This is a genomic window from Schaalia cardiffensis (genome assembly GCF_016405145.1).
Lineage (GTDB): Bacteria > Actinomycetota > Actinomycetes > Actinomycetales > Actinomycetaceae > Pauljensenia > Pauljensenia cardiffensis.
On the sequence record NZ_JAEKIA010000004.1, the window covers coordinates 131318 to 157288 of the forward strand.

A 25971-nucleotide genomic window follows, 5' to 3' on the forward strand; every position below is an offset into this window, starting at 1 on the left:
CAGAGCCGGTTTCACAGTTCTCACGAGTCGCGTGTCGCTGCCTCGGGCACAATGGACGCATGAAGAATCACGGCGCGGCCCTCACTCGCATCCCCCTCGAAGAGCTGTCCGCACCCGTTCGCCGCGTCCTCGGCGCCGTTGATGACCTCCTCGTCCACTCCCTGAAGATGAATGTCCGATTCCGACAAGTGAACAGGCGAGACGGCCTTCTCCTGCACGGCCCCTTCGGCTGGGCCGAAGCATCCCCCTTCTGGGACTACGATCCCAAAGAATCTGCGAACTGGCTGGCCGCAGCGCTCGCCCATGCGAATGAAGAACGCCCCACGCCCCTACGAGAGCGCGTTCCCGTCAACGCGACGATCCCCGTGATCGCCCCCGAAGAGGCGTACAAGAAGATCCTCCACTCCGGGGGCTGTGCGACGGCAAAAGTGAAAGTCGCAGACCCGGGCACACCCCTTCATGAGGACATTGAGCGAGTCCGGGCCGTCGCCCTCGCCCTCAAGGAAACAGTCGGTGAAGCGGCTCGGGTGCGCGTCGACGCGAACGGCGCCTGGGACGTGGACACGGCGATCAGCGCGATCAACGCCCTCGAGGAAGCGGCCCGCGATGCCGGGGGACTCGAATATGTCGAGCAGCCCTGCTGGAGCGTGCCAGAACTCGCTCGGGTCCGATCCGCCGTGAAAACCCCCATTGCCGCCGATGAATCGATCCGGCGCGCCCCAGACCCCCTGGCCGTCGTCCGCGCCGGTGCCGCCGATGTCGCGATCATGAAAATCGCTCCCCTCGGCGGCATCCGCCGAGCCTTAAGAATCGGAGAGGAGAGCGGACTGACGCTCGTCATCTCCTCCGCCCTCGAATCCTCAATTGGCCTGGCAGCCGGAGTGTACGCCGCCGCCTGCCTGCCCGGCGAGCCCCCCGCCTGCGGTTTGGCGACCGGAGGATTCTTCACAGCAGACACCGTCGCCGAGCCCCTTCACGTCGAGGAGGGACACCTGCCCCTGCGTGAACTCGAACCCGATCTGAGCCTGCTCGAAGGGCCCGGAGTCGCCCCCGAACTTAGCGAACAATGGCTGCACCGACTCGACGCCATGTGCGCCCACCTCGAGGAGAAACGAAGCGAGGAGAAACGATGAGCCACCCCGCTGAAAAGCTCGCCCGCGCGATCCTCGCAGCCCTCATCTGCGCGGGAGTGAAAGACGTCGTGTACTGTCCCGGCTCGCGCTCAGCCCCCTTCGCCTATGCGCTTGACGCCGCCTGCCGAGCCGGTCATCTGCGCGCGCATGTGCGACTCGATGAGCGTTCCGCAGCCTTCCTCGCCCTCGGATTGTCAAAAGCCGGACGCAGTGAAGAGGACGGGGTGGAACCAGAACCCGAGCTTTCCACCGTAAGGCCCCGCCTGCGCCCCGCACCCGTCGCAATCATCACGACCTCAGGAGGGGCCGTCGCCGAGCTTCACGCCGGAGTCGCCGAGGCGAAGCATTCGAGGCTCCCACTGCTCGTCATCAGCGCCGATCGTCCCGCCGAAATGCGAGGAGTCGGAGCCTCACAGACCACCAGTCAGCCCGGAATCTTCTCCTCCCATGCCCTGGAAGTCCTCGACCTGCCCGCAGAAACAGCCCCCGATCAGAGCCTGAACGCCAGGGTCCGCCGTCTGCTCGCCCACGCCGAGGGCATCCCCACAGGAACCCCCGGCCCGGTCCAACTCAATGTCGCCTTCCGCGAGCCCCTCACCCCCGAGGGTGGTTCCATCACTCCAGCGCCCTTCCTCCTCGAGAGAGAATCCACGAAAGTTCTTCGCGCCCCCACACCCCGGGTCGAATGGAAGGAAGCGGTCAGGGAGGGGATGCGCACCCTCATCCTCGCCGGAGATGGAGCCGACCCGGATGCTTCCATCTGGGCATCCCGGGCCGTACTTCCGATCCTCGCCGAGCCCTCGAGCGGCCTCGCCTGGGATGAGAACGCCATCCCCTACCAGCAATCCCTCCTGTCCGGGCCCCTCGCCCGAAGCATCGAACAGGTGATCGTCACGGGACGGCCCACCCTTTCGCGCCCCGTGTCCGCGCTCCTCGCCCGCACAGACCTGCGGGTCGTAGTCATCGACCCCAGTCCAGAATGGACCGATGTCTCAGGCAATGCGGCCCTTGTCGCGCCGGGGCTAAGCGCACCGTGCGAACCGGTCACCTGCGACCAAGGCGCATGGCGTGAACAATGGCGCGAGGCCGCCCTCGAAGCGGGGGAGAAGATCAACCGCCTCATCGAGGACGAACCCCTCTCGGTCCTCGGCATTGCCCACACCGTGATGGCTAAGGACACACGAACCCTGCTGCTCGGCGCCTCCAACTCCGTGCGCGCCGTTGACCTCGTGGGCCGGGCGGGCGCCAAACGCCTCGTGGTCGCCAACCGTGGGCTCGCGGGCATTGACGGGACCCTCGCCACCGGGATCGGTCTCGCCCTCGGACGAGGGGAGGCGGTGACGATCCTCCTGGGTGACTTGGCGTTCTGTCACGACGCCGGGGCGCTCGCAATCCCCGCAGAGGAAAAGACACCCGACCTGCTCATCATCGTCGCCGACGATTCGGGCGGGGGGATCTTCGCCGGACTCGAGCACGGCCTTAAGGAGAACGCGCCGACTTTTGAACGCTGGTTCGCAACCGCCCAGCCCACCTCCATCCGAGAGCTCGCCGCCGCCTATGGTGCCGACTACCGAGAAGCACACACGAGAGCCGAGCTGAGTGAACTCATTGGCGAGGACGGGAAGGGGATCCGGATCCTACGAGTCCCCTGCTCCAGGCCGAGTGCGCTCGCGGCTGTGAAAGCGGTGTGTCGACAGGGGTGAAGGCTCGCGCCCGATGCGGGCCGAGGTGAGGCCGATAGCTGAGGAGTGAGACAGTGGCGTACAGGAAACATGCAGGCGAGTATCAGTGTTGAGGCAAGGAAGGCACCCATACTGTCTCCCATCAGCCGATAGGCAGTGAAAGAAGGACTTATGACAACGACCCCGCAATCTGATCCCTTAAATGCTCACAAGGGCTCTTCTTCGAATCCGCAGAAGAACGAGGATGCGGAGACGATGCACCTGCCTCTAACCCCGGAGCGCGAGGGTGCAGGGCGTGACGCGCAGCAGACCTCGGTTTTCTCAACTCCCTCCCCCTGGGTGCGCGGGAATGCTCACACGCAGGAGGGAGCGGCCTCCACTGTGCCCATGCCGAGGGCGGGCGCCCCCAGGGGTGCTCAGGCCCCTTCGCAGGGCGCCCCCAGCGGCGCTCAGGCCCCCTCCTTGGGTGCACCCCGTGCTGCTCAGGCCTCATCGGGGTCGCGACATGGGATGCCTGGGCAGGCAGGACACTCTGCCCGGACGGGGCAAGCCCCCTTCCCCGGGCCGAGCGCTCAGACAAAGCCCCTGAGCCCCACTCCTTCCACTCCCGCCTCGACCTCGGCCGCAGATTTTGCGAGCGCACAGCCCTGGCCGATGAGCCCTCAAGGGGCAGGAACGCCCATTGATTCGCAGATGAGTGCTGGTTCGCAGAGGAGTGGTGGTCCGCAGACGAGCGAAGAGACTTCTCCCTCCTCACCCAGGGGCACAGGCGGCAGCAAAGAAACGAAGAAAGGCCCCTCCTGGTTGGCCCTCTTCCTCGCGATGCTCCTGACCTCCGCTTTGACCCTGGGCGGATCCTGGGCGCTGTTCAATGGCAAGCCCCACGCCACGCCCCACACCTCGACAAACACCCAATCCGAGGGGCCCTCGACGGTTCAGCCAGTCTCAACCACCGGTGACAGCCCCGACTGGGCGGCTGTTGCGCGCGCCGTTTCCCCGGCGACTGTGACGATCAGTGTCTCCTCGAACTCCAGCTCCGGAGTCGGCTCCGGCGTCATCTACGACGCGCAGGGCGATATCGTGACGAACTACCACGTGATCTCCGCAGCCCTCGACGGTCAAGGAAGGATCACCGTGACCCTCGCCGATGGGCGCATGTACGAGGGAGAAATCCTCGGACACGATCAGACGACTGATCTTGCGGTTGTGCGCCTGAAGAACCCTCCTTCGGATCTGACCGTCGCAACCTTCGGCTCCTCCAAGGACCTTTCAGTCGGTGACGAGGTCATGGCAGTCGGCGCGCCCCTCGGCCTGTCGAACACGGTGACCACGGGCATCATCTCCGCTTTGAACCGACCGGTCGAGGTGTCCACCGAGAAATCAGAGTCCGAACAGCTTGATCCCAATGATCCCCTCAATCCGAATGACCCCTTCAATCAGCTCCCCGGAGTGCCCAACCCTCAAGCGGCCTCCTCAGAGTCGGTGATCACGAACGCCATTCAGGTTGACGCCTCCATCAACCCCGGTAACTCCGGGGGTCCGCTCTTCGATTCATGTGGCCGAGTCATCGGCATCAACTCCTCGATCGCATCGAACTCGAGCTCCTCAGACAAGGCCGGGTCGATCGGCCTCGGATTCGCGATCCCCGTCGACCTCGTCACCTCGGTCGCTGAGCAGATCATCCAGACGGGCACTGTTGAGCATGCGGTACTCGGCGTCTCCGTGACGACGGGGCAGACCCAAGTCGATGGTTCGACTGTTGCCGGAGCCGAGGTTGCGGAGGTCTCTCGAGGCGGCGCGGCTGAAGCGGCGGGTCTGCGCAAGGGGGATGTGATCCTTGCGGTGAATGGCGAGTCCGTTTCCTCTTCGAAGCAGCTCACCGGTTATATCCGCCGCTACAAGAGCGGTGACTCCGTTGAGATCACCTACGTGCGTGAGGGTGTGAAGTACGACGTGACGACGACCTTGAAAGCGAAGCAGCAGTGAGTGCGTGAAGGCGGTGCCCGTCCTCAGAATCGAGGGCGGGCACCGCGCATTGAGGGGACACTGCGCGTATTCACGGCGGGCATTGTCTTGGGCAGACGGCATTGTCTTGCAGCAAGGGGCATCGGCTCTTCTCGGGCTCCGAGGGTACGGTCCTTCTTGGGAGCGGGGCCCTGCTTGTTCAGAAGCACACTCAAGCACTCGCGTTCGCCGCGCTGAACTCGGCGGCGAAGGTGCCCGGCCTATATTCAGAATCACTCTCAAGCACTCGTGTGGACGGAGCTTGTCGGGCCCGAGACACCCGGGCTGTGCGTACTTTCGGCTGGTGTTCCTATGCCGTGGCGTCCACGCCCAAAGCGTCGAGCAGGGGAGCCATCTTCCTTCGAGTCTCCGCCAGTTCTTCTTCCGGATCGGAGTCGGGCATGATGCCGCCCCCGGCGAAGATCCTCAGTGCCCTTCCCTCCTCCTCGAGCGCTCCGCAGCGCAGCGCAATACAGAACTCGCCTTCGCCGTTCGCATCAACCCAGCCGACGGGGCCGGAATAGCGGCCCCTTTCGGTGCGCTCGTGCTCTTCGAGGAGTTCAAGAGCAAGATCCCTCGGGGTTCCGCACACTGCAGCCGTCGGGTGCAGGGCCGCCACGGCCTCCAGAAGGGAGAGCTCACCTAAACGGGCTTGAACATCGCTCGCCAGATGCGCAACATTAGGAAGATCCAAGATGAAAGGGGTCTCAGGCACTTGCAGGTCGTCGACGATCGGGCGCAGCGCTGAGGCCACGGACTCGACTGCGAGCGTATGCTCGCGCAGATTCTTCTCCGACTCCAAAAGCTCGGCACCCCGCCCAGCGGGAGAGGTGCCCGCAAGGACCCGAGAATGCAAGACGCCATCGGCTGCGGAACCCAGCATCTCCGGGGATGCGCCGATGAGTGAATCCACGCAGAACCTCCAGGTCTGCGGGTAGAGAGAGTCGAGGCGTTCGAGCAGGTAGTGGGCAGTGATCGCAGAATCTGCGCGCACCAGCATGTCGCGGGTCATGACCGCTTTCGAAGCGTCACCGGCCCTCAGCCTCGCCGCGAGCGCCTCAACAGAAGCCCTCCACTCCCTTTGAGTCATGCGCCCCACATCGGTGCGCAGCCCACGCGGGGGCCTGGGGGATGAGGGAGTCGTGGAATCGAGGACTTCGAGGGGATCGAGCACCGGCGAGGACGAGGAGATGGAAACCGCCCAGCGCCCCTCAGGAGTGTCGATCAGGAGGAAACTCGGGACGATGAGCGTTGACTCTGTTCGAGCTGAAAAACCAAAGGAACCGAAGGCGATGGGAAAGGAAGGAAGAGCCCGCTCGAGGTGTGAAGCCGCTTCAGCCGAAGGAGAGTCGCCCGAAAGCGAGTCGCCCGAAAGCGAGTCGCCCGAGAGTGGGGCGCGTGAAGCCCGCTCGCCCGAATCTCGGTCTTTCGAGTGTGGGCCATGAACATCCACACTCACGCTCGAGGCCGCGCGAAGACGATCCCACCAGGCCCCGGCCTCGCCAATCGCATGAACACCCGAGCCCTTCCATGCGGCTGCGCGCCCCCAGCCGACCATCTGACACCTGAAACCCAACCACGCCAGGGCTACAGCATCCTCGCGGGGGTCCTCGGGGAGGAAACGAAGCAGAGGAGTATGAGCCCATTGCGTGCCCGCGAGCGAGACGGCTCTGGCATGGAGGGACTCGGTCGTGGAGGCGTTCGGCATGGCGACCATCCTACGCGCGTGAACACCCGCCCACCCTCCTCAGCTTCTTCGCCACCCTGAGGCCAAGGGCCAGGCGTGGGATGATTGACCCATGATGCCAGCCGATTCCCATGTCCTGCGTGCAGATCTGACCAAGGCGCCCAGTGAGATCGCCTCCATGTTCGACCACGTGGCCGAACGCTACGACCTCATGGACCTCATCATGACCGGCGGGATGGACCGCGTGTGGATGAAGGCCTTCCGCAACGCAGTTGCGCCCCTGCCAGGCGAGAAGGTCCTCGACGTGGCCGCAGGAACCGGAGCCTCTTGCGCGGTGCTCGCGAAAGCGGGGGCGGAGGTGACTGCCTGCGACCTGTCTGAAGGGATGATCGAGGTCGGACGTAAACGCCACCCCGATATTGAGTTCATCCAGGGCAATGCGATGGAACTGCCTTTCGAGGAAGCCTCCTTCGATGTTGTGACGATTTCCTGGGGTTTGCGCAATATTCCCGACCCGGAGCTGACTTTGAGGGAAATGGCTCGCGTCGTGCGTCCCAAAGGGCGTCTCGTCGTCTGCGAATTCTCCACTCCGCCGAATCCGCTTTTCCGCTCCCTTTACGAGTGCTACCAGTCGAGTGTCCTCAAATATTTTGCGAAGGCATTCTCTTCCGACGAGGCCGCCTACGACTATCTCGTCGAGTCGATCCGCGATTGGCCCGACCAGCGCACAATCGGCGAGATGATCGCCCGAAACGGCTGGGCCTCGGTCGAATACCGCAACCTGACGGGCGGTATCGCGGCCCTGCATCGGGCGGTCAAGCCCCTGCCCTGAGGCCTGCGCGCCTCGGCGAGGAAAGGGGAGAGGAAGACGCAGCAATTAGGTGCGCCTTCCTTTTCTAAAATGCTCTCTGCGTTTCGCCTCGCAAGCGCAGAAAAACCATGCGAATAGCGCAATTACAAGCCGCGGAACAACACCCTCACGGAAGGGGCTAGGCTAGCGAGACGGAATGCGGTGCAGTGCACACCGCTCCGCTTTGCACATCTGCGCAGCAAAGGGCTGTGCAACACTTGGGAGGACTACCAGTGGTCGATGACCTACCTGGCACAATGACGGCCGACGTGGTCGTCGTCGGCGCAGGCCCCGCTGGAGCCTCCACCGCCTACCACCTCGCCTCCCTGGGCATCGACGTCCTCGTCCTCGAAAAAGCCCAATTCCCCCGTGACAAGATCTGCGGAGACGGACTCACCCCCGCAGCCGTCCACGAACTCATCCTCATGGGAATGGACACCTCCGAGTGGACCCGCAACCGCGGCCTGACCGTCATCGGCGGCGGACACACCATGACCCTGGGCTGGCCCGACCAGAAATCCCTCCCCGGCTACGGGATGACTCGCGCCCGCACACAACTCGACCACGAACTCATCACCCGAGCCCGCCAGGCCGGGGCCCGCCTCATCGAAGGCGCAACCGTCACCAGCGCGATCCAAGACGCCACCGGGCGCGTCCTCGGCGTGAATGCCCGCATCGGCCGAGGCGATAAGGCGCGCGAATTCAGCGTCCACGCCAAACTCGTCGCCGATTGCGGAGGAGTCGCTGCACGCCTGGCGACCTTGCTGGGCCTGGAGAAGAAACACAATCGCCCCATGGGGGTCGCTGCACGCGCCTACTTCCACAGCCCACGCGGCGAAGAAGAGTTCATGGAAACCCACCTCGAACTGTGGAACGGTGAACCCGGAAAATCCGAACTCCTTCCCGGATACGGCTGGATCTTCCCCATGGGCGGGGGAATCGTCAACGTCGGCCTCGGCTCCGTATCCTCCACGGCGAACGCGACCCAGCTGCCCTACAAGAAGATCTTCGAACAGTGGACCGCGAACCTGCCCGAACACTGGGGCTTCACCGCTGAAAACCAGATCGGCCCATTGCGTTCCGCAGCCCTGCCGATGAGCTTCAACCGCTCACCCCACTACATTTCCGGCCTCGTCCTCGTCGGCGACGCAGGCGGCATGGTCTCGCCCTTCAACGGCGAGGGAATCGCCCCGGCCCTCAAAGCCGGTCGTTTCGCCGCCCACTGCGCCGCCCAAGCCCTGTCGCGCCACAGCCGGGCGGGCTTCGACCGGGCAATGAGCGAATACCCTGAGCTGCTGCGCGAAGAATACGGTGGCTACTACCAACTCGGACGGATCTTCGTCGCCCTCATTGAAAAACCGCAGATCATGCAGCTGTGCACGAACAAGGGCCTGCCGATCCCGCGTCTCATGACCTTCGTCAACAAGCTCTTGTCCGACGGCTACGAACGCAAGGGCGGCGACTTCGACGATCGCCTCATCACAATGCTCACACGTCTGGTGCCCTCCCTATGAACCACAAGGGCCCCAACCTCGATCGATCCATGGAGGAAAGATGACGAATCCCTATTTCCCGCTGCTCATCATGGCTGCGGCGGCACTCGTCCTGGCCTTCGGCGGCCTGGTCGCCTCCGCCATCCTTGGACCGACGAAGAAATCACAGACGAAGGCCGATAACTACGAATGCGGAATCGAACCGACCTCCGCACACCTGCACGAGGGCCGATTCCCGGTCCGCTACTACCTTGTCGCGATGACCTTCATCATCTTCGACATTGAAGTCGTCTTCATGTACCCCTGGGCCGTGAGCTTCAACCAGCTCGGCCTCTTCGGGCTGATCGCCATGCTGACCTTCATCGCGCTCATCACCGTTCCCTACGCCTACGAATGGCGTCGCGGCGGACTCGATTACTGAGGGACAGGAAGGAACAACCAATGGGTCTTGAAGAAAGCCTGCCCGCCGGCGTTGCGCTGACGAGTATCGAGAAGGTCCTCGGCCTTGCACGCAAATACAGCCAGTGGCCCGTCACCATGGGCTTGGCCTGCTGCGCCATCGAAATGATGGCCGCAGGTACCCCCCGATTCGACATGTCACGCTTCGGCCTGGAAGTCTTCCGCGCCTCGCCGCGCCACTCCGACATGATGATCGTCTCGGGGCGCGTCTCCCACAAGATGGCGCCCGTGATTCGCCGCGTCTACGACTCCATGCCCGAACCCAAGTGGGTCATCTCCATGGGCGCCTGCGCCTCCTCAGGCGGCATGTTCAACAACTACGCCGTCGTCCAAGGATGCGACCACATCGTGCCCGTCGACGTCTACCTCCCCGGCTGTCCGCCGCGCCCCGAAGCCCTCATCCACGCGGTTCTCGTGCTGCGCGAACAGATCGGCAAAGAACCCCTGGGCGTCAACCGCCGCGAAATCGCGCGCAAGGCCGAGCAGGCAGCGCTCGCCGCCACCCCGACCCACCAGATGAAGGGACTCCTCGCATGAGCGACGAACTCGTCACGCCCAGCGACGCCACTGGGGTCGCCTCCCTCAGGGCCTTCGCTCCGCCCGAGCTCATCACCCGTCGCCACGGCATGTTCCCCGACACGAGCGGATTCTCCGGCCTCGTCACCGAAAGCTTCCTGCCCGGCGAATCCCCCCGTCCCTACGGCTCCTGGTTCGACACCGTCGTCGACGTCCTCGAAGAACTCCTGAGCGCCGACGGCCTCGACATCAAGGAGGTCATCGAAAAAGTCGTCGTCGACCGCGGCGAACTCACGATCTTCATCGCACGCGAGCACATCGTGCGGGTCGCGAAATACCTTCGGGACGACAACGACCTGCGTTTCGAAATGTGCCTGGGCACCAACGGCGTCCACTACCCCTCAGACGAGGGACGCGAATTGCACGCGATCTACCCCTTCTGGTCGATCACCCACAACCGCATGATCCGCCTCGAAGTCACCTGCCCCGACGCCGACCCGCACATCCCCTCCATCGTGTCCATCTACCCCGGAAACGACTGGCAAGAACGCGAAACCTGGGACCTCATCGGCATTGTCTTCGATGGACACCCCTCGCTGACGCGCACCGCCCTGCCCGATGACTGGGTCGGACACCCCCAGCGCAAGGACTACCCGCTCGGCGGCATCCCCGTCGAATACAAGGGCGCCACCATTGCGCCCGCCGATACGCGGAGGTCGTACAAGTGATGAGCACCCCGAACTTCCACGCGGCCGCCTCAGGTGCCGCCCTCAACACCGATGAGATCCCCGAGGTCATGACCCAGGGAGGAGACTGGGCGGACATCCTCAACGAGATCGAGAAGATCTCCTCGGAGCGCATCGTCGTCAACATGGGTCCAGTCCACCCCTCTACTCACGGCGTCCTGCGCCTCATCCTCGAACTCGACGGAGAAACCGTCCGCGAAACCCGCGTCGACACCGGCTACCTGCACACCGGCATTGAGAAGACGATGGAATACCGGACCTTCACCCAGGGCACGACCCTGTGCACCCGCATGGACTACGTCGCCCCCCTCTTCCAGGAGGCCGCCTACTGCCTCGCCGTCGAAAAACTCCTCGGCATCACCGATGACATCCCGGAGAGGGCCAGCCTCATCCGCGTCATGATGATGGAACTCTCACGCATCGCCTCCCACCTCGTCGCCATCGGCTCGACCGGCAATGAGATGGGCGCGACAACGATCATGACGATCGCCTTCCGCGGCCGCGAGGAGATCCTCAGGATCTTCGAACGCATCACGGGCCTTCGCATGAACCACGCCTACATCCGCCCCGGCGGCGTCGTCCAAGACATCGGCGAAGGCACGATCGACTACATCCGCGAGCTCCTTCCCAAGTGCCGACACGACATCGGTGAACTCGAAGACCTCACTCGCGCCAACCCGATCTTCAAAAAGCGCCTGTGCGATGTGGCGGTCATGCCGCTGAGCGCCCTCATGGCCCTGGGCACCACGGGCCCGGGTGTTCGTGCCGCAGGTCTTCCCATGGACCTTCGCAAGTCCCAGCCCTACTGCGGCTACGAGACTTTCGACTTCGATGTTCCCGTCGCCGACCAGTCCGATGTCTACAACCGCACCATGGTCCGCTTCGACGAGTGCTACCAGTCGCTGCGCATCATCTACCAGGCCCTCGAGCGCCTCGAAAAGTGCGAGGGCGCCCCGGTGATGGTCGCAGACCCGATGATCGCCTGGCCCGCGCAGCTCTCCGTCGCAAGCGACGGCCAGGGCAACTCCCTTGAGCACATCCGCGAGGTCATGGGCTCCTCCATGGAATCCCTGATCCACCACTTCAAGCTCGTCACCGAAGGATTCACCGTTCCGGCCGGACAGGTCTACCAGACGGTCGAGCACGCGAAGGGCATCCTCGGTGTCCACCTCGTCTCCGATGGCGGGACCCGCCCCTTCCGCGCACACTTCCGCGATCCTTCCTTCGCGAATCTTCAAGCACTGGCCATGATGACCGAGGGCGGCCAGCTGGCCGACGTCGTCGTTTCCTTGGCCGCAATCGACCCGGTCTTGGGAGGCGTCGACCGATGAGTTACACCGAGGAAGTCGAGGCTCGACTGCGAGCCGATTCTGCCGAGATCATCGGCCGCTACCCGAGCGGGCACTCCCGTTCGGCGCTGCTCCCGATGCTCCACCTCGTCCAGTCTCAGGACGGCTACGTCAGCCCCGATGGCATTGCCCTCATCGCCGACATCCTGGGGATCACGCGCGCCGAAGTCAGCGCCGTCGCCACCTTCTACACCCAGTACAAGCGCCACCCCACCGGCGACTACCTCGTCGGAGTGTGTACCAACTCGCTGTGCGCCGTCATGGGTGGAGACGCGATCTGGGAGGCCGTCTCCGCACACGTTGGCGTCGGCTCCGATGAGACGAACGAATCGGGGCGCATCACCCTGGAACGCATTGAATGCAACGCGGCCTGCGATTACGCGCCGGTCGTCATGGTGAATTGGGAGTTCTTCGACAACCAGACCCCCGAATCCGCTATCGCCCTCGTCGATGATCTCGAAGCCGGGCGCCCCGCCCACCCCACGCGCGGCGCTCAGCAGGTCCCGACCTTCAAGGAAAACGAGCGCACCCTCGCCGGATTCCTCGACGGACACGAAAACGAAGGCCCCTCCGCGGGTGAGCCCTCCCTCCTCGGCCTCCGCATCGCCGCCGAAAAGGGATGGAGAGAACCCCACGCCCTCGACGACACCAAGGGAGGCGAACAAGAATGACGACATTCGCAACACCCGGCCCTCTCACTCCGATCCTGACGAAGGGATGGGACGAGGAGCGCTCGTGGACGCTCGACTCCTACCTGACGCGCGGAGGCTACGAAGGCCTCAAACGTGCGAACACCATGGAGGCCGCTGAGATCGTCAACGCGGTCAAAGCCTCCGGTCTTCGCGGCCGCGGCGGCGCGGGCTTCCCGACGGGCCTCAAATGGTCCTTCCTCCCGCCCGATGATGGTCGTGCCCGCTACCTCGTCGTCAACGCCGACGAGTCCGAGCCGGGAACCTGCAAAGACATCCCCACGATCATGGCGAACCCGCATGTGCTCATCGAGGGCGTTGCGATCACCTCAAGGGCGATCAACTGCCGTCACGCCTTCATCTACCTGCGCGGCGAAGTCGTCCACGTGTACCGCAGGCTCCTCAACGCCATCAAGGAGGCGAAAGAGGCGGGAATCCTCGGGGACCTGGAGATCACCGCGCACGCGGGCGCTGGCGCCTACATTTGCGGCGAAGAATCCGCACTCCTCGACTCCCTCGAGGGCCGACGCGGCCACCCGCGCATCAAACCCCCCTTCCCCGCGGTCGCAGGCCTGTACGCCCGCCCGACGGTCGTGAACAATGTCGAGTCGATCGCGCAGGTCGTCGGGATCTTCCGCAACTCCCCCGAGTGGTACTCCTCAATGGGCACGGAGAAGTCGAAGGGCCACGGCATCTTCTCCCTGTCCGGACACGTGAAGAACCCCGGTCAATTCGAAGCCCCCTTCGGCATCACAATGCGTGAACTCATCGACATGGCGGGCGGCATCCGCGAGGGCCACACCCTCAAGTTCTGGACTCCGGGAGGCTCCTCGACTCCGATCTTCACCGAAGCGGAGCTGGACATTCCTCTCGACTACGAGTCGGTGGGCGCCGCGGGTTCCATGCTCGGCACCCGCGCCCTCCAAGTCTTCGACGAGACAGTCTCCGTTGTCCGCGTCGTCACCCGCTGGGCCGAGTTCTACCAGCACGAGTCCTGCGGCAAGTGCACTCCCTGCCGTGAGGGCACCTATTGGATCAAGCAGATCATGTACCGCCTTGAAAAGGGCCAGGGCCTTCCCGGCGATGTGGATCTGCTCGACGAGATCGCCCACAACATCGCGGGACGCTCCTTCTGCCCGCTCGGAGACGCCGCAGCAACGCCGATCACCTCGGGTATCAAGAAGTTCCGTGAAGAATTCGAAGCCGGGCTGAACACTGCGGCCCGTGAGCTCTTCCCCTATGAGGCATCCGCCGTCTACGCGCGAGGAGGTGTCCGATGAGCGACGCTCCCACCATGGTCACCGTCACCATCGACGACGTCGAAGTGAGCGTCCCCCAGGGCACTCTCGTTATCAGGGCCGCCGAACAGGCCGGGATCCGCATCCCGCGTTTTTGCGACCACCCGCTCCTCAAGCCCGTCGCGGCCTGCCGCCAGTGCCTCGTCGAGGTCGGGATGCCGGACCGCAACACGGGTGAGCTGCGTTTCATGCCCAAGCCCCAGCCCTCCTGCGCACAGGCCGTCACCCCGGGAATGGTGGTGAAGACCCAGTTCACCTCCGAGGTCGCCAAGAAGGCGCAGCACGGGGTCATGGAGTTCCTCCTCATCAACCACCCCCTCGACTGTCCGATCTGCGACAAAGGCGGGGAATGCCCCCTGCAGAATCAGGCGATGACGGATGGGCGCGCCACATCCCGTTTCACGGATGCGAAGCGCAGCTACCGCAAACCCCTTCGCCTGACCAGTCAGATCCTCCTCGACCGTGAGCGCTGCATCCTGTGCCAGCGCTGCGTGCGCTTCGGTAAGGAGATCTCCGGTGACGTCTTCCTCGACCTTCAGGGCCGAGGCGGGGGCTCTGCCCCCACGGACGAGCACTACTTCATGGCCGAGCAGATCGGCGGCTTTGACACCTCCACCCTTGATTTTCACGATCCCAAAGGCAAAGAGCACAGCGCCCCTGAGTTTTCCGGCCCCTACGGTCAAGCCGGCCTCCTCGGTGCCCTCAACTGCGGCGAACTCACGGAGGCCGATCGCGACCAGTCCGGGCGTGCTTTCGCGTCCTACTTCTCGGGCAATATCGTGCAGATCTGCCCGGTCGGTGCTCTGACTGCAGCCTCCTACCGTTTCCGTGCACGCCCCTTCGACCTCGTGTCCACCGCTTCGGTCACCGAGCATGACGCCTCCGGTTCTGCGATCCGCGTCGACATTCGCCGCGGCGAGGTCGTGCGCCGCATGGCCGGGAACGAGCCCGAGGTCAACGAGGAGTGGATCACCGATAAGGACCGCTTCGCTTTCGAATGGGAGAAGGAATCACGCCTGAAGACGCCGCTCGTTCGCGTTGATGGCACCCTCGTCCCGACCTCCTGGTCCGATGCCCTCGACGTGGTCCGCAAGGGCCTTGAGGAGGCCAAGGGCCAGGTCGGGTTCCTTCCCGGTGGGCGCCTCACCTTCGAGGACGCTTGGGCGTGGTCGAAGTTCGCGCGCACCGTCGTCGGCTCCGATTCCATCGACTTCCGTTCGCGTGTCCTTTCCGAAGAGGAGCGTTCCTTCCTCGCCTCAAAGGTCGCCGGCTCGGGTCTGGGTGTGAGCTATGCGGATCTGGAGAAGGCCGGGCAGGTCCTCCTCGTCGCTTTCGAGCCCGAAGATGAATGTGGCGCGATTTTCTTGCGCCTGCGCAAGGCAGTCCTCAAGGGCGACCTGAAAGTCACGAGCGTCGCGCCTTTCACCTCCAAGGGGTCGGCGAAACTGTCGGCGAGACTGCTGCGCGCAGCTCCGGGCACTGAAGCTGAGGTTCTTGCCTCTATCGCCGAGGGCGGGCAGAACGCCGACTTAGTGGAGGCTTTGAAGGGTGGAGTCATCCTCGTGGGCGAGCGTGCGGCTCGCGCCCCCGGCCTGCTCTCCGCCGCCCTCGAACTGGCCGAGCGCACGGGCGCGCGCCTCCAATGGGTTCCGCGCCGAGCCGGAGACCGCGGCGCGATTGAAGCGGGCCTCCTTCCGGGCCTGCTGCCCTTCGGACGTCCCCTCGATGATGCGGCTTCTCGCGAGCAGATGGGCTGGACACTGCCTCAAGCCCGCGGCCTGGATGCGTCCGCCCAGCTTGAAGGCGCCATCAACTCCAGTGTTTCCGCCCTCGTGGTCGGTGGCGTTGACGTGCGAGACTTCGAAGACCCGGCCGGTGCTCTGCGCGCCTTCGAAGCCGTTCCCTTCCTCGTGTCACTCGAAGTGCGCACCTCCGATGTCACTGAACTCGCGGACGTGGTCCTCCCCGTCGCTTCCCCGACGGAGAAGAACGGGACCTTCATCAACTGGGAGGGGCGTTTGCGCCCCTTCGGCCAGGCGATTTCCGCCCGTTCCCTCACGGATCGCGAGGTCTTCACCAGGCTCGCCGACGAGTTCGGCGTGGATCTTGGCATCACGACTTTGACGGACCTGTATGAAGAGGCGAACACCCTCATGGTCTCTTCGGGGGTCCGTGAAAAGTTCACGCCTCTTAGCGCCCCGGCCCCGACCCCGGTCAATGCGGGCCAGGCGATCCTCGCGACCCACAAGCTAATGCTTGACGCGGGCCGCCTCCAAGATGGCGCCCCCTGGCTCGCAGGCTCAGCCCGCCGCCCGATTGCCCTCGCCTCCGAGAACACTCTCGCTGCCGCAGGCGTTGCCCCCGGCTGCGCACTCACGCTCACAAATGAGCGCGGCTCCATTGAACTGCCCGCTTTCGCAGCGGATCTGCCCGACTCGGTCGTGTGGGTTCCGGAATGCTCGCAGGGTTCCCTCGTCCATCAGTCACTCGGCACCGCCGGTGCCCTCGTGACTCTCAGCGCCACTGGGGAGGTGGCCCGGTGAATCTTCTGCTCAACGCGGTTCCCAACTACACCGCATCCGACTTCTCTGAGGAGACTTGGTGGTTGACGCTGCTCAAAGCGGTGTTCATCATCGTCTACCTGATTGTCAACGTTTTGCTCGCCCTGTGGGTCGAGCGACGCGGCCTGGGTCGTATGCAGACCCGTCCCGGCCCGAATGTTGCAGGCCCCCTCGGCCTGTTCCAGGCCTTCGCGGATGCAGGCAAGCTCTTGTTCAAGGAAGACATGTGGACGCGTCGCTCCGACAAGTTCCTCTACTTTCTCGCCCCCGCGATTGCGGCGTTCTCCGCTTTCAGCGTCTTCGGCGTGATCCCGATGGGCCCGAATGTCAATCTTTTCGGCCATTCGAGCCCCCTGCAGCTCGCCGACATGCCCGTCGCGACGCTCTACATCCTGGCGATCACTTCCTTGGGCTTGTACGGCGTGGTCCTCGGCGGCTGGTCGACTCGCTCGACACTTCCCCTCTACGGCGCGGTCCGTTCCTCCGCTCAGGTGATCTCCTATGAACTCGCCATGGGCATGGCCCTCGTTTCTGTGTTCCTCATGTCGGGGACGATGTCGACGTCGCAGATCGTCGCCTCCCAGGGCAATGTCTGGTGGGCCTTCGCATTGATTCCCGCTTTCCTTGTCTACTGCATTTCCGCCACTGGCGAGGTCAACCGCCTCCCCTTCGACCTTCCCGAGGCCGAGGGCGAACTCGTCGCCGGTCACATGACCGAGTACTCCTCGATGAAGTTCGGCTGGTACTACCTGTCCGAATACGTGAACATGCTCAACGTCTCCGCGGTTGCGACCACCATGTTCCTCGGCGGCTGGCATGCGCCCCTGCCCTTCTCCTTCTTCCCCTTCTTCAACGAGGGCTGGTGGGGAATGCTGTGGTTCTTCCTCAAGATGTGGTTCTTCATGTTCCTACTCATCTGGACCCGTGCGACCCTCCTGCGTTTCCGCTACGACCAGTTCATGACTCTCGGCTGGAAGTGGCTCATGCCGATCGCCCTCGTCTGGCTCGTCGCCGTTGCGATCGTCCGCGGCATCACCGCCTGGGTGGAGGTTTCTCTGCCGGTCCTGGGCGCAGTGATCGTCGCAGTGTTCGGGCTCATCATGCTCATCATGTGGATCACCGACAAGGGCGAGCCCGAGCAGCGGCCCAAGCCATCCGATGAGGAGTACACCGGCTTCGCCGACGGTTTCCCCATCCCGCCTCTGCCCGGTCAGACGCCCATCGCCTCCTCGCGCCAGGGCCGCAATCCGATCGTCGTCACCCCTTCGAAGGAGGGCTCCGATGAGTAAGAACACCGATAAGGGCGAGGAGATGCGCTTCGAGCACGACCCGAAGGGCCCCATCGCGGAGTTCTTCGCCCCGATCGCCGGCTACGGCGTCACGATCTCTTCTTTCTTCCGTAAAACCGTCACCGAGCAGTATCCGCGTGAACAGGCCCGCGTCCAACCGCGCTTCCACGGCCGCCACCAGCTCAACCGCTACGCGGATGGCCTTGAAAAATGCATTGGCTGTGAACTCTGCGCTTGGGCGTGCCCGGCTGATGCGATCTTCGTCGAAGCCGGGGCGAACACGCCCGAAGCCCAGTACTCCCCGGGGGAGCGTTTCGGCAGGGTGTATCAGATCAACTACCTGCGCTGCATTTTCTGCGGACTGTGCATGGAGGCATGTCCGACCCGCGCACTCACCATGAGTAACGAGTTCGAGCTCGCCGTTTATGATCGCGCGGCGGACATCTACGAGAAACAGGATCTGCTCGTGCCCCTCAAAGAGGGGATGCTCGCCGCGCCGCACCCGATGGTTGAGGGACTGTGCGACGGCGACTACTACCGCGGTGAAGTCACCGGCCCAACGCAGACGCAGATCGACTGGGTCAAGGAGCACCGCCCCGACGACCCGACTATCGCTTCCGCCGAGGCCGCAGCGAAGGAGGCACGTCGATGAATCTTCTCGGTACATGGCCCACCATGGGCTCAACGGGTGAGGCGGTGCTCTTCTCTATCACCGCGATCATCATGGTCGCCTGCGCTCTTGGCGTCCTCTTCTTCAAGAAGGCCGCCTACGCGGCGATCAGCATGGTCGGCGTCATGCTCGGCCTAGCGGTCCTCTACATCACCGAGCAGGCACCCTTCCTTGGCATCGTCCAAGTCGTCGTCTACACGGGCGCGATCATGATGCTTTTCCTCTTCGTCATCATGATGATCGGCATCGGCGCGACCGACGATTACGCGACCCAATCAAAATCCCTGATCGTTTCCGCGATCCTCGCAGGACTCGGCCTCGCAGTAATCATCGTCTCCGCCATCGCCCACACCACCCTCGCGGGCGAGGCCGTGGGTCTTGAACCGAAAAACCCGTATTCGGATGAGCCGATCACCGCTTTGGCGACAACGCTCTTCGCCGAGCACTGGCTCACCATGGAGGTCGCCGGAGCACTGCTCATCACCGCCGCCATTGGCGCGATGCTGCTGACACACTCCGACGCCCTGAGCCCGAAGATCTCCCAGCGTGAGACTGCGAAAGCGAAGATGCGCGCCTTCGCCGAGACGAAACGCCACATCGGCCAGCTGCCCGCTCCGGGCGTGTACGCGCATTCGAACGCGGCGGATGTTCCCGCGATCTCGGGTGAGACCCTCGCCCCGGTTGAGGAGTCCGTGCCGCGCGTGATCCGCGTGCGCGGTTTGGGCCGCCGCATCGAGCAAGTCGACCCTGAGGTCGCGCAGTCGCTCATGCTCGCCCGCAGGGCAGAGGTCATCGATTCGCCTTTCGCCCCCGAGGCTTCGGCAGCGATCCCCCTCTCCGGCTCCTGGGGCATGCCCGGACCTGCCGCTCCGAGCGGCCTTGACCAGCCGCTCGCCCCCTCCACTGAGGAGAATGCGGCCCCCGCTTCAACCCAGGAGGAGGAGAAGTGAGTCTTTCCTGGTACCTCATTCTCGCGGGGGTGCTCTTCGCGATCGGCGCGGTCACCGTCCTCGTGCGTCGTTCCGCGATCATCTCCCTCATGGGAGTCGAGCTCATGCTCAACTCCGCGAACCTCGTCTTCGTGACCTTCGCTCGGATCTTCGGCGATGTGAACGGCGAAATCATGGCCTTCTTCGTCATGATCGTCGCCGCAGCTGAAGTCGTCGTCGGCCTCGCGATCATCGTGTCCATCTTCAAGTCGCGCTCCACGACGAGCGTCGACGATGTCAACCTGCTGAAGAACTGAGGGAGGAGAACCACATGACTGCATCCCTCGCACCCCTCCACCTTGTGGAGCCCGTCGCCGCGAGCGGCTTCGCCTCCTACGCCTGGCTCATGATCGCCGTCCCGCTCGCCTCGGCCGCGATCCTCCTGCTCCTGGGACGCCGCTGCGACTCTTGGGGCCACCTGCTCGCCACCATCGCCTCCTGGGCTTCCTTCCTCGTGGGCGCGCTCATCGTCGCCCAGATGCTCGGCGCCGATGAAGTGTCGCGCCGCATGACGCGGACCCTGTTCACCTGGATCCCCGCCGGGGAGTTCTCAGTGGACTTCGGCCTCCTCGTTGACCCCCTCTCCATGACCTTCGTGGTCCTCGTGACTTTCGTCGGCTCGCTCATCCACGTGTATTCGATCGCCTACATGGCCCATGACGTGGATCGGAGCCGATTCTTCGCCTACCTCAACCTCTTCATTGCGGCGATGCTCACCCTCGTCCTCGCCGACTCCTACGCCGTCCTCTTCGTCGGCTGGGAGGGCGTGGGCCTGGCCTCCTACCTGCTCATCGGCTTCTGGAACCGTGTGCCCGCGAATGCGCGCGCCGCGAAGAAGGCCTTCCTCATGAACCGGGTCGGAGACATGGGAATGCTCCTCGCGATGATGGTGATGGTCGCGAACTTCTCCTCGGTCCGATTCTCGGATGTCAACGCCGGTGTTGCCGGCCTCCCGCAGGCCCAAGCAACCCTGATCGGCATGTTCCTCCTGGTCGCAGCCTGCGGTAAATCCGCGCAGTTCCCCCTGCAGGCCTGGCTCGGTGACGCCATGGCCGGCCCGACCCCCGTGTCCGCTCTCATCCACGCGGCCACCATGGTCACCGCCGGCGTCTACCTCGTCGTCCGTTCGGGCGCCGTCTACACCGCCGCCCCCATCGCGGCGAGCGCCGTCGCGATCGTCGGCGCGATCACCCTCCTATTCGGAGCGATCGTCGGCAGCGCGAAGGACGATATGAAGAAGGTCCTCGCGGCCTCGACCATGAGCCAGATCGGCTACATGATGCTCGGCGCGGGACTCGGCCCGATCGGCTGGGCCTTCGCGATCTTCCACCTCTTCACGCACGGCTTCTTCAAAGCCCTCATGTTCCTCGGTGCCGGTTCGGTCATGCACGCCATGAACGACCAGGTGAACATGCGCCGCTTCGGCGCGCTGCGTACCGCCATGAAGGTCACCTGGGCGAGCTTCATGATGGGCTGGCTCGCGATCCTCGGAGTCCCGCCCCTGTCCGGCTTCTGGTCGAAGGACAAGATCATCGAGGCCGCTTTCAGTGCCCACTCCTTCGGCACACTCAACGCGCCCTGGGCCGGGTGGCTCTTCGGCCTGATCGCCCTTTTCGGCGCAGGACTCACCGCCTTCTACATGTCGCGACTCTTCTTCATGACCTTCCACGGCACAGCCCGGTGGACCACTGAAGCAGAAGGATCGGGCGTGCACCCGCACGAATCGAGCGCCCTCATGACGACCCCGATGATCATCCTCGCTTTCGGCGCGGTCCTCATCGGCGCCCTCATGTCGATCGGAGACTTCTTCACGAAGTGGCTCGCCCCCGTCACCGGCGAGGTCGAGCACGTCGAACCGGTCTTGCCGGTCCTCGTCATTCAGCTCGCGACCCTCCTCCTCGTCATCGCCGGAACCCTTGTCGCGTGGAGAATGTACGGCGCATCCGAGGTCCCGACGGCAGTCCCGGCGGGCAACGCCCTGACCGAGGCCGCACGCAAGGACCTCTACCAGGACGAGGTCAATGAGACCCTCTTCGTCGCACCGGCCAGCGCTCTGGCGAAGACCGCGAGCGCGGGGGATCGTCTCATCATCGACGGTGTCCTCACAGGCATCGCCGCTGCCTCGGCGGGCCTGGGTCGCCTCATTTCAGTGACGCAGAACGGCTACGTGCGCACCTACGCGTCCTACATCCTCGGGGGCGTCATCCTCGCCCTCGCCATCGTCCTCGGCTTCAGGCTGTGAGGGAGATTTCGAACATGGAAAACATCATGGCAAGCTCCTTCCCGTGGCTGACCCTCCTTGTGGCCCTGCCCGCACTGGGCGTGCTGCTCCTCGCGGTCATCCCGGGGCTGCGCAAGACCGCCGGCAAGGGATTCGCCCTGGCCGTATCACTGCTTGAACTGGCGAGCGCGATCGGCGCGGCCCTCTCCTTCGATTGGACACAATCGGGCTCCTACCAGCTCCTCGAGTCCCACCCCTGGATCGCGCAGATGGGCGTCACATGGTCCTTGGGTGTCAACGCCCTCGGCCTCATGATGATCCTCCTCGCCGTCGCCCTCGTACCCCTCGTCCTCCTGGCCGGGTGGAACGAGGACGAGAACGAAGCGGAAGCTGGAGCCTACGCGGCCCTCGTCCTCTTCCTGGAGATGTTCATGGTCGTGATCTTCGCGGCCTTCGACCTCGTCGTCTTCTACATCGCCTTCGAAGCGATGCTCATCCCCCTGTTCTTCATGATCGGGCGCTACGGAGTGGGCGAGGCCCAAGCGCGCAGGGCAGCGGCGATGAAGTTCCTCCTCTACTCCCTTGCAGGCGGACTCGTCATGCTGGGCGGAATCATCGCCCTGTGGGCTTTTGCCCCCCAGCACTCCGAAGCGTTCTTCCGCCTCGATCAGCTCGCCGCCGCCTCGTCGATGCTGCCGGCCGCTGTGCAGATGGGCGCCTTCATCAGCTTCATGATCGCCTTCGCGATCAAGGCCCCGATGGTTCCGCTCCACACCTGGCTGCCCGATACGGCTGCCGTGTCACGTCCGGGAACCTCCGTCCTCCTCGTCGGCGTCCTCGACAAGATCGGCACTTTCGGGATGATCGCCCTGTGCCTGCGTCTCTTCCCCGAGGCGGCGGATCAGGCGAAGTGGGTGCTGTGCGCGCTCGCCGTCGTGTCGATCATCTGGGGCGGCCTGGCCGCGAACGGCCAAGACGACATCATGCGTCTTGTGTCCTACACCTCGGTGTCGCACTTCGGTTTCATGGTTCTCGGCATCTTCATTGGATCCGAGATCGCGCTCGTTGGCGCCATGTTCTACATGGTGGCCCACGGTGTGTCGATCGCCGCGATGTTCCTCCTCTCAGGGTGGTTGGCCCGCTGCGGAGGCACCCAGGACATGCGCGAATACGGGGGAATGCAGCGCGTCACCCCCTATCTTGCGGGCTTGTGGCTCACTGCCGGTCTCGCCTCGATCGCACTGCCGGGCTTGTCGGGCTTCGTTCCCGAGTACCTCGTCCTCATGGGGACTTGGAAGGTGAGTGTCGTTCTCGCCTGCTTCGCGGTCCTCGGCGTGATCATTGCCGCCGTGTACGTCCTCATGCCCTACCAGAGGGTCTTCACGGGTGAGCCTGTGAAGGGCAAAGACGCGCTGCCCGATCTTGAGCTGCGTGAAAAATCGGTGATGGCGCCCCTCATTGTCGCGATGCTCGTCCTGGGCTTGTACTCGGCCCCGCTCGTCGGAGCGCTCACCCCGATTGCCTCCGATTCGGCTCTCGGCGATGCCCCCAGCGCCGTGGCCCAGACCCTCCTCGAAGGGAGCTCGAAGTGAATCTCCTCGCTTCCGCCCAATTCGCTGCGCCGCAGATCCCCTGGGCGTCACTCACCCCGATCATCATCGTCCTCGGCGGTGCAGTCCTCGGCGTCCTCGTTGAAGCCTTCGCACCTGCGAAGAACCGCCGCTCCCTCGTCATTGGCGTCACCCTCCTGACGCCCCTCGCCGCTGGAGCGGTCCTCGCGACCCGCTGGCTGCCGGTCCTCGCCTCTCCTTCCTCATTCGGGGAGTACATTGAGGACCCGCTGAGCATCGCCGCACAGTTCATCCTCGTCCTCATCGCTTTCCTCGCGATCCTCGTGATGGCTGACCGCTCTGAGATCGGCGATGGTGCTTTCGCGAGCCAGCCCTCGGATCGTCCCGGCTCATCAGATGAAGAGCTCTCCGACCGGAAGAACTATCAACGTTCGGAAATGTTCCCGCTGACCCTCTTCTCCCTGGGTGGCATGATGCTCTTCCCAGCGGCGGACTCTTATGTTCTGCTCTTCGTGGCCCTTGAGGTCATGTCTCTTCCGCTCTACATTCTGGCGGCGACCGCACGCAGGCGCCGTCAGCTCTCCCAGGAGGCGGGCCTCAAGTACTTCATCCTGGGTGCTTTCGCTTCAGCTTTCCTCCTCATGGGCTCAGCCTTCCTGTACGGCTTCTCCGGTTCGCTGACGATCTCGACGCTCGCGAACAGGGTCGCCCTCGATTCGAGCATGGACTGGCTGGTCCTCATCGGCGTGTTCCTCGTGATGCTCGGCCTCCTGTTCAAGGTTGGCGCCGCGCCCTTCCACGCCTGGACCCCGGATGTGTATACGGGCGCCCCGACCCCCGTCACCGGTTTCATGGCCGCAGCGGTCAAGGTTGCGGCTTTCGCGGCGATGCTCCGCTTCTACGAGGTCGTCGCAGCGATCCTCCAGTGGGATCTCGTGCCCGTCCTCATGGGTGTCGCATTCCTGACGATGCTCATCGGTACCTTCACGGGTATCGTCCAAAGCGATGTCAAGCGCATGCTCGCCTTCTCCTCGATCGCTCACGCGGGCTTCATCCTCCTTGGCGTCTTCTCCTTGGTGAAGCTATCGACGGGACATGTGCTCTTCTACGTGATCGCCTACGGCATCGCGACCGTCGGAGCTTTCGGCGTCGTCTCGCTTGTGCGTTCGACGAATGAGGAAGGTGTTGTCGGCCCTGAGGCGACCGCTTTGCAACGCTGGGCGGGCCTGGGTAAGAAGAACCCACTCATGGCGGGGGCCATGCTGGTCTTCCTCCTGTCCTTCGCGGGCATTCCGCTCAGCGCTGGCTTTGTCGGCAAGTTCCTTGTGTTTTCCGATGCTTTCGCGGGAGGGTTCGGCTGGCTCGTCGGATTCGCTCTCGCCTGCTCGGCGGTCACGGCCTTCTACTACTTCCGCCTCGTCCGTTTGATGTTCTTCACTGAGGCGAGCCCTGGCGCTCGTGTCGTGAAGTCTGAGGGCTTGGCCTACGTGACGGTCCTTGCCGCCGCAGCTGCGACGATCCTGCTCGGCGTATTCCCGGGACCGGTTTTGTCGATCCTCTCCCAGGTCGTCATACTGCTACCGTGACCGTTTCAGCGCCGAATCTTTCTGCTCCCGACCTCGAGGCCCGTATCCAGCCGGGGCTCGAGGTCGTCGAGCGTCGCCTCCGCGAAGCCGTTTCAGGCTCGCGCGACCTCGTGGATGAGCTCACCAGCCACCTCGCACTCGCCGGCGGTAAGCGTCTTCGCCCCGTCCTCACCCTCGTGTGCGCCCAACTCGGGGATCCTGCGAGGGCCCTCGATGAAGCGGTCATCACAGGTGCGACTGCGGTTGAGCTCACCCACCTCGCCTCCCTGTATCACGACGATGTCATGGATTCTGCGTCCGTCCGTCGAGGTGTGCCCTCTGCCCAGCATCTGTGGGGCAATAATCGGGCGATCCTTGCGGGGGATGTGCTTTTCGCCCGCGCTTCGGTGCTCATCGCCGCGCTCGGCCCGGAAATGGTGTCCCATCATGCGCGCACTTTTGAGCGCCTGTGCATCGGCCAGTTGAATGAGACTTTCGGACCGGAAGAAGGGCAGGACCGCGTCGACTTCTACATCAACGTCCTCGCCGATAAGACGGGGTCCCTCGTTGCCACGGCGGCACATTTCGGCGCCTGGCTTTCGGGCGCTGGCGAGGAAGTCGCGGCGATCGTGTCCGAGTTCGGCGAGCGCATCGGCGTTGCCTTCCAGATCGCCGATGACGTCATTGACCTCGCCTCAAATGGTGACACCTCCGGGAAGACCCCGGGCACTGATTTGCGTGAAGGGGTCGACACCCTCCCCGTCCTGCTGCTCAAGCGCCGCCTCGCCCTAGGCACAATCGACGAGGACGGGCGCCGCATCCTCGAAGCCCTGGACTCGGACTTGTCCTCGGATGAGGCTCTGGCTGAACTTGTTGCGGCTCTGCGTCGCCACGAGGTTTTGGAAGAGACTCGCCAAATGGCTAAGGATTGGTCGATGCGCGCGATCGAGACGCTCGAGCCCCTGCCTGAGGGGGAAGCGAAGACAGCGCTCATTGCTTTCGCGCATCTCATGGTGGATCGTCTGGCTTAAAGTGCAGCGCCCCCTGGCCAGAGCGTGGGGATGAAGCGCACGAGGTCGGCGACGAACACGGGGGCAGCGTCCCCTCGGCAGTGCGCTGGGCCAAAGGGGAGTCATTAAGGCCCGCCTCATGGGTGTCGGGTTGTGTACTTGCGGGTGATGTGCGTGCAAGGGCCGTCC

21 protein-coding genes are annotated in these 25971 nt (G+C 64.1%); 20 read left to right on the forward strand and 1 reads right to left on the reverse strand.

Going from position 1 to position 25971, the window contains the following annotated elements:
- Positions 1-59: 59 nt before the first annotated feature.
- The 3 genes from JFX23_RS03620 (at position 60) to JFX23_RS03630 (ending at position 4801) form a co-directional block, all read left to right on the forward strand.
- Complete coding sequence (locus tag JFX23_RS03620) at positions 60-1133, forward strand: o-succinylbenzoate synthase (protein ID WP_198775770.1); 1074 nt, start codon at positions 60-62, stop codon at positions 1131-1133.
- Positions 1130-2836, forward strand: coding sequence for a 2-succinyl-5-enolpyruvyl-6-hydroxy-3-cyclohexene-1-carboxylate synthase (gene menD, locus JFX23_RS03625; protein WP_198775771.1), 1707 nt, complete (start codon positions 1130-1132; stop codon positions 2834-2836). Before JFX23_RS03620 ends, menD begins: the two co-directional genes overlap by 4 nt.
- 150 nt (positions 2837-2986) lie before the next feature.
- On the forward strand, positions 2987-4801 hold the full coding sequence (locus JFX23_RS03630; protein ID WP_233050543.1) for a trypsin-like peptidase domain-containing protein: 1815 nt from the start codon (positions 2987-2989) through the stop codon (positions 4799-4801).
- A 328-nt stretch (positions 4802-5129) separates the two neighbouring features.
- Here the strand turns inward: JFX23_RS03630 and JFX23_RS03635 are convergent, their stop codons facing one another.
- The gene (locus tag JFX23_RS03635; RefSeq protein ID WP_233050544.1) at positions 5130-6527 is read right to left on the reverse strand and encodes an isochorismate synthase; all 1398 of its coding nucleotides are present in this window, start codon (positions 6525-6527) and stop codon (positions 5130-5132) included.
- A 91-nt stretch (positions 6528-6618) separates the two neighbouring features.
- Between JFX23_RS03635 and JFX23_RS03640 the strand changes: the two genes are divergently transcribed.
- The 17 genes from JFX23_RS03640 (at position 6619) to JFX23_RS03720 (ending at position 25803) form a co-directional block, all read left to right on the forward strand.
- Positions 6619-7338 carry a class I SAM-dependent methyltransferase gene (locus JFX23_RS03640; RefSeq protein WP_198775773.1) on the forward strand — a complete coding sequence of 240 codons (720 nt, stop codon included), beginning with the start codon at positions 6619-6621 and terminating at the stop codon, positions 7336-7338.
- Positions 7339-7613: 275 nt separating this feature from the next.
- On the forward strand, positions 7614-8870 hold the full coding sequence (locus tag JFX23_RS03645; RefSeq protein WP_198775811.1) for a geranylgeranyl reductase family protein: 1257 nt from the start codon (positions 7614-7616) through the stop codon (positions 8868-8870).
- A gap of 40 nt (positions 8871-8910) precedes the next feature.
- Positions 8911-9270 (forward strand): NADH-quinone oxidoreductase subunit A, encoded by a 360-nt coding sequence (locus JFX23_RS03650; RefSeq protein ID WP_005963425.1) that lies wholly within the window; start codon positions 8911-8913, stop codon positions 9268-9270.
- A gap of 20 nt (positions 9271-9290) precedes the next feature.
- Positions 9291-9845 (forward strand): NADH-quinone oxidoreductase subunit B, encoded by a 555-nt coding sequence (locus JFX23_RS03655; protein WP_005963427.1) that lies wholly within the window; start codon positions 9291-9293, stop codon positions 9843-9845.
- Positions 9842-10552, forward strand: coding sequence for an NADH-quinone oxidoreductase subunit C (locus tag JFX23_RS03660; protein WP_198775774.1), 711 nt, complete (start codon positions 9842-9844; stop codon positions 10550-10552). Before JFX23_RS03655 ends, JFX23_RS03660 begins: the two co-directional genes overlap by 4 nt.
- Entirely contained in the window at positions 10552-11901 is a 1350-nt protein-coding gene (locus JFX23_RS03665; RefSeq protein ID WP_198775775.1) for an NADH-quinone oxidoreductase subunit D, read from the forward strand. Before JFX23_RS03660 ends, JFX23_RS03665 begins: the two co-directional genes overlap by 1 nt.
- On the forward strand, positions 11898-12590 hold the full coding sequence (gene nuoE / locus JFX23_RS03670) for an NADH-quinone oxidoreductase subunit NuoE (protein WP_198775776.1): 693 nt from the start codon (positions 11898-11900) through the stop codon (positions 12588-12590). Before JFX23_RS03665 ends, nuoE begins: the two co-directional genes overlap by 4 nt.
- Entirely contained in the window at positions 12587-13888 is a 1302-nt protein-coding gene (nuoF, locus tag JFX23_RS03675; protein WP_198775777.1) for an NADH-quinone oxidoreductase subunit NuoF, read from the forward strand. The genes nuoE and nuoF overlap by 4 nt, the downstream gene beginning before the upstream one ends.
- Positions 13885-16449 carry an NADH-quinone oxidoreductase subunit G gene (locus JFX23_RS03680; RefSeq protein ID WP_198775778.1) on the forward strand — a complete coding sequence of 855 codons (2565 nt, stop codon included), beginning with the start codon at positions 13885-13887 and terminating at the stop codon, positions 16447-16449. Before nuoF ends, JFX23_RS03680 begins: the two co-directional genes overlap by 4 nt.
- Complete coding sequence (gene nuoH, locus JFX23_RS03685) at positions 16446-17756, forward strand: NADH-quinone oxidoreductase subunit NuoH (protein WP_198775779.1); 1311 nt, start codon at positions 16446-16448, stop codon at positions 17754-17756. The genes JFX23_RS03680 and nuoH overlap by 4 nt, the downstream gene beginning before the upstream one ends.
- Positions 17749-18408, forward strand: coding sequence for an NADH-quinone oxidoreductase subunit NuoI (gene nuoI / locus JFX23_RS03690; RefSeq protein ID WP_198775780.1), 660 nt, complete (start codon positions 17749-17751; stop codon positions 18406-18408). The genes nuoH and nuoI overlap by 8 nt, the downstream gene beginning before the upstream one ends.
- Positions 18405-19376 carry an NADH-quinone oxidoreductase subunit J gene (locus JFX23_RS03695; RefSeq protein WP_198775781.1) on the forward strand — a complete coding sequence of 324 codons (972 nt, stop codon included), beginning with the start codon at positions 18405-18407 and terminating at the stop codon, positions 19374-19376. The genes nuoI and JFX23_RS03695 overlap by 4 nt, the downstream gene beginning before the upstream one ends.
- Positions 19373-19672 carry an NADH-quinone oxidoreductase subunit NuoK gene (nuoK, locus tag JFX23_RS03700; protein ID WP_198775782.1) on the forward strand — a complete coding sequence of 100 codons (300 nt, stop codon included), beginning with the start codon at positions 19373-19375 and terminating at the stop codon, positions 19670-19672. The genes JFX23_RS03695 and nuoK overlap by 4 nt, the downstream gene beginning before the upstream one ends.
- A 14-nt stretch (positions 19673-19686) precedes the next feature.
- Complete coding sequence (gene nuoL, locus JFX23_RS03705; protein WP_198775783.1) at positions 19687-21657, forward strand: NADH-quinone oxidoreductase subunit L; 1971 nt, start codon at positions 19687-19689, stop codon at positions 21655-21657.
- 14 nt (positions 21658-21671) lie between these two features.
- On the forward strand, positions 21672-23228 hold the full coding sequence (locus JFX23_RS03710; RefSeq protein WP_233050545.1) for a complex I subunit 4 family protein: 1557 nt from the start codon (positions 21672-21674) through the stop codon (positions 23226-23228).
- On the forward strand, positions 23225-24793 hold the full coding sequence (gene nuoN / locus JFX23_RS03715) for an NADH-quinone oxidoreductase subunit NuoN (protein ID WP_198775784.1): 1569 nt from the start codon (positions 23225-23227) through the stop codon (positions 24791-24793). The genes JFX23_RS03710 and nuoN overlap by 4 nt, the downstream gene beginning before the upstream one ends.
- Positions 24790-25803, forward strand: coding sequence for a polyprenyl synthetase family protein (locus tag JFX23_RS03720; protein ID WP_198775785.1), 1014 nt, complete (start codon positions 24790-24792; stop codon positions 25801-25803). The genes nuoN and JFX23_RS03720 overlap by 4 nt, the downstream gene beginning before the upstream one ends.
- The last annotated feature ends 168 nt before the right edge of the window (positions 25804-25971 follow it).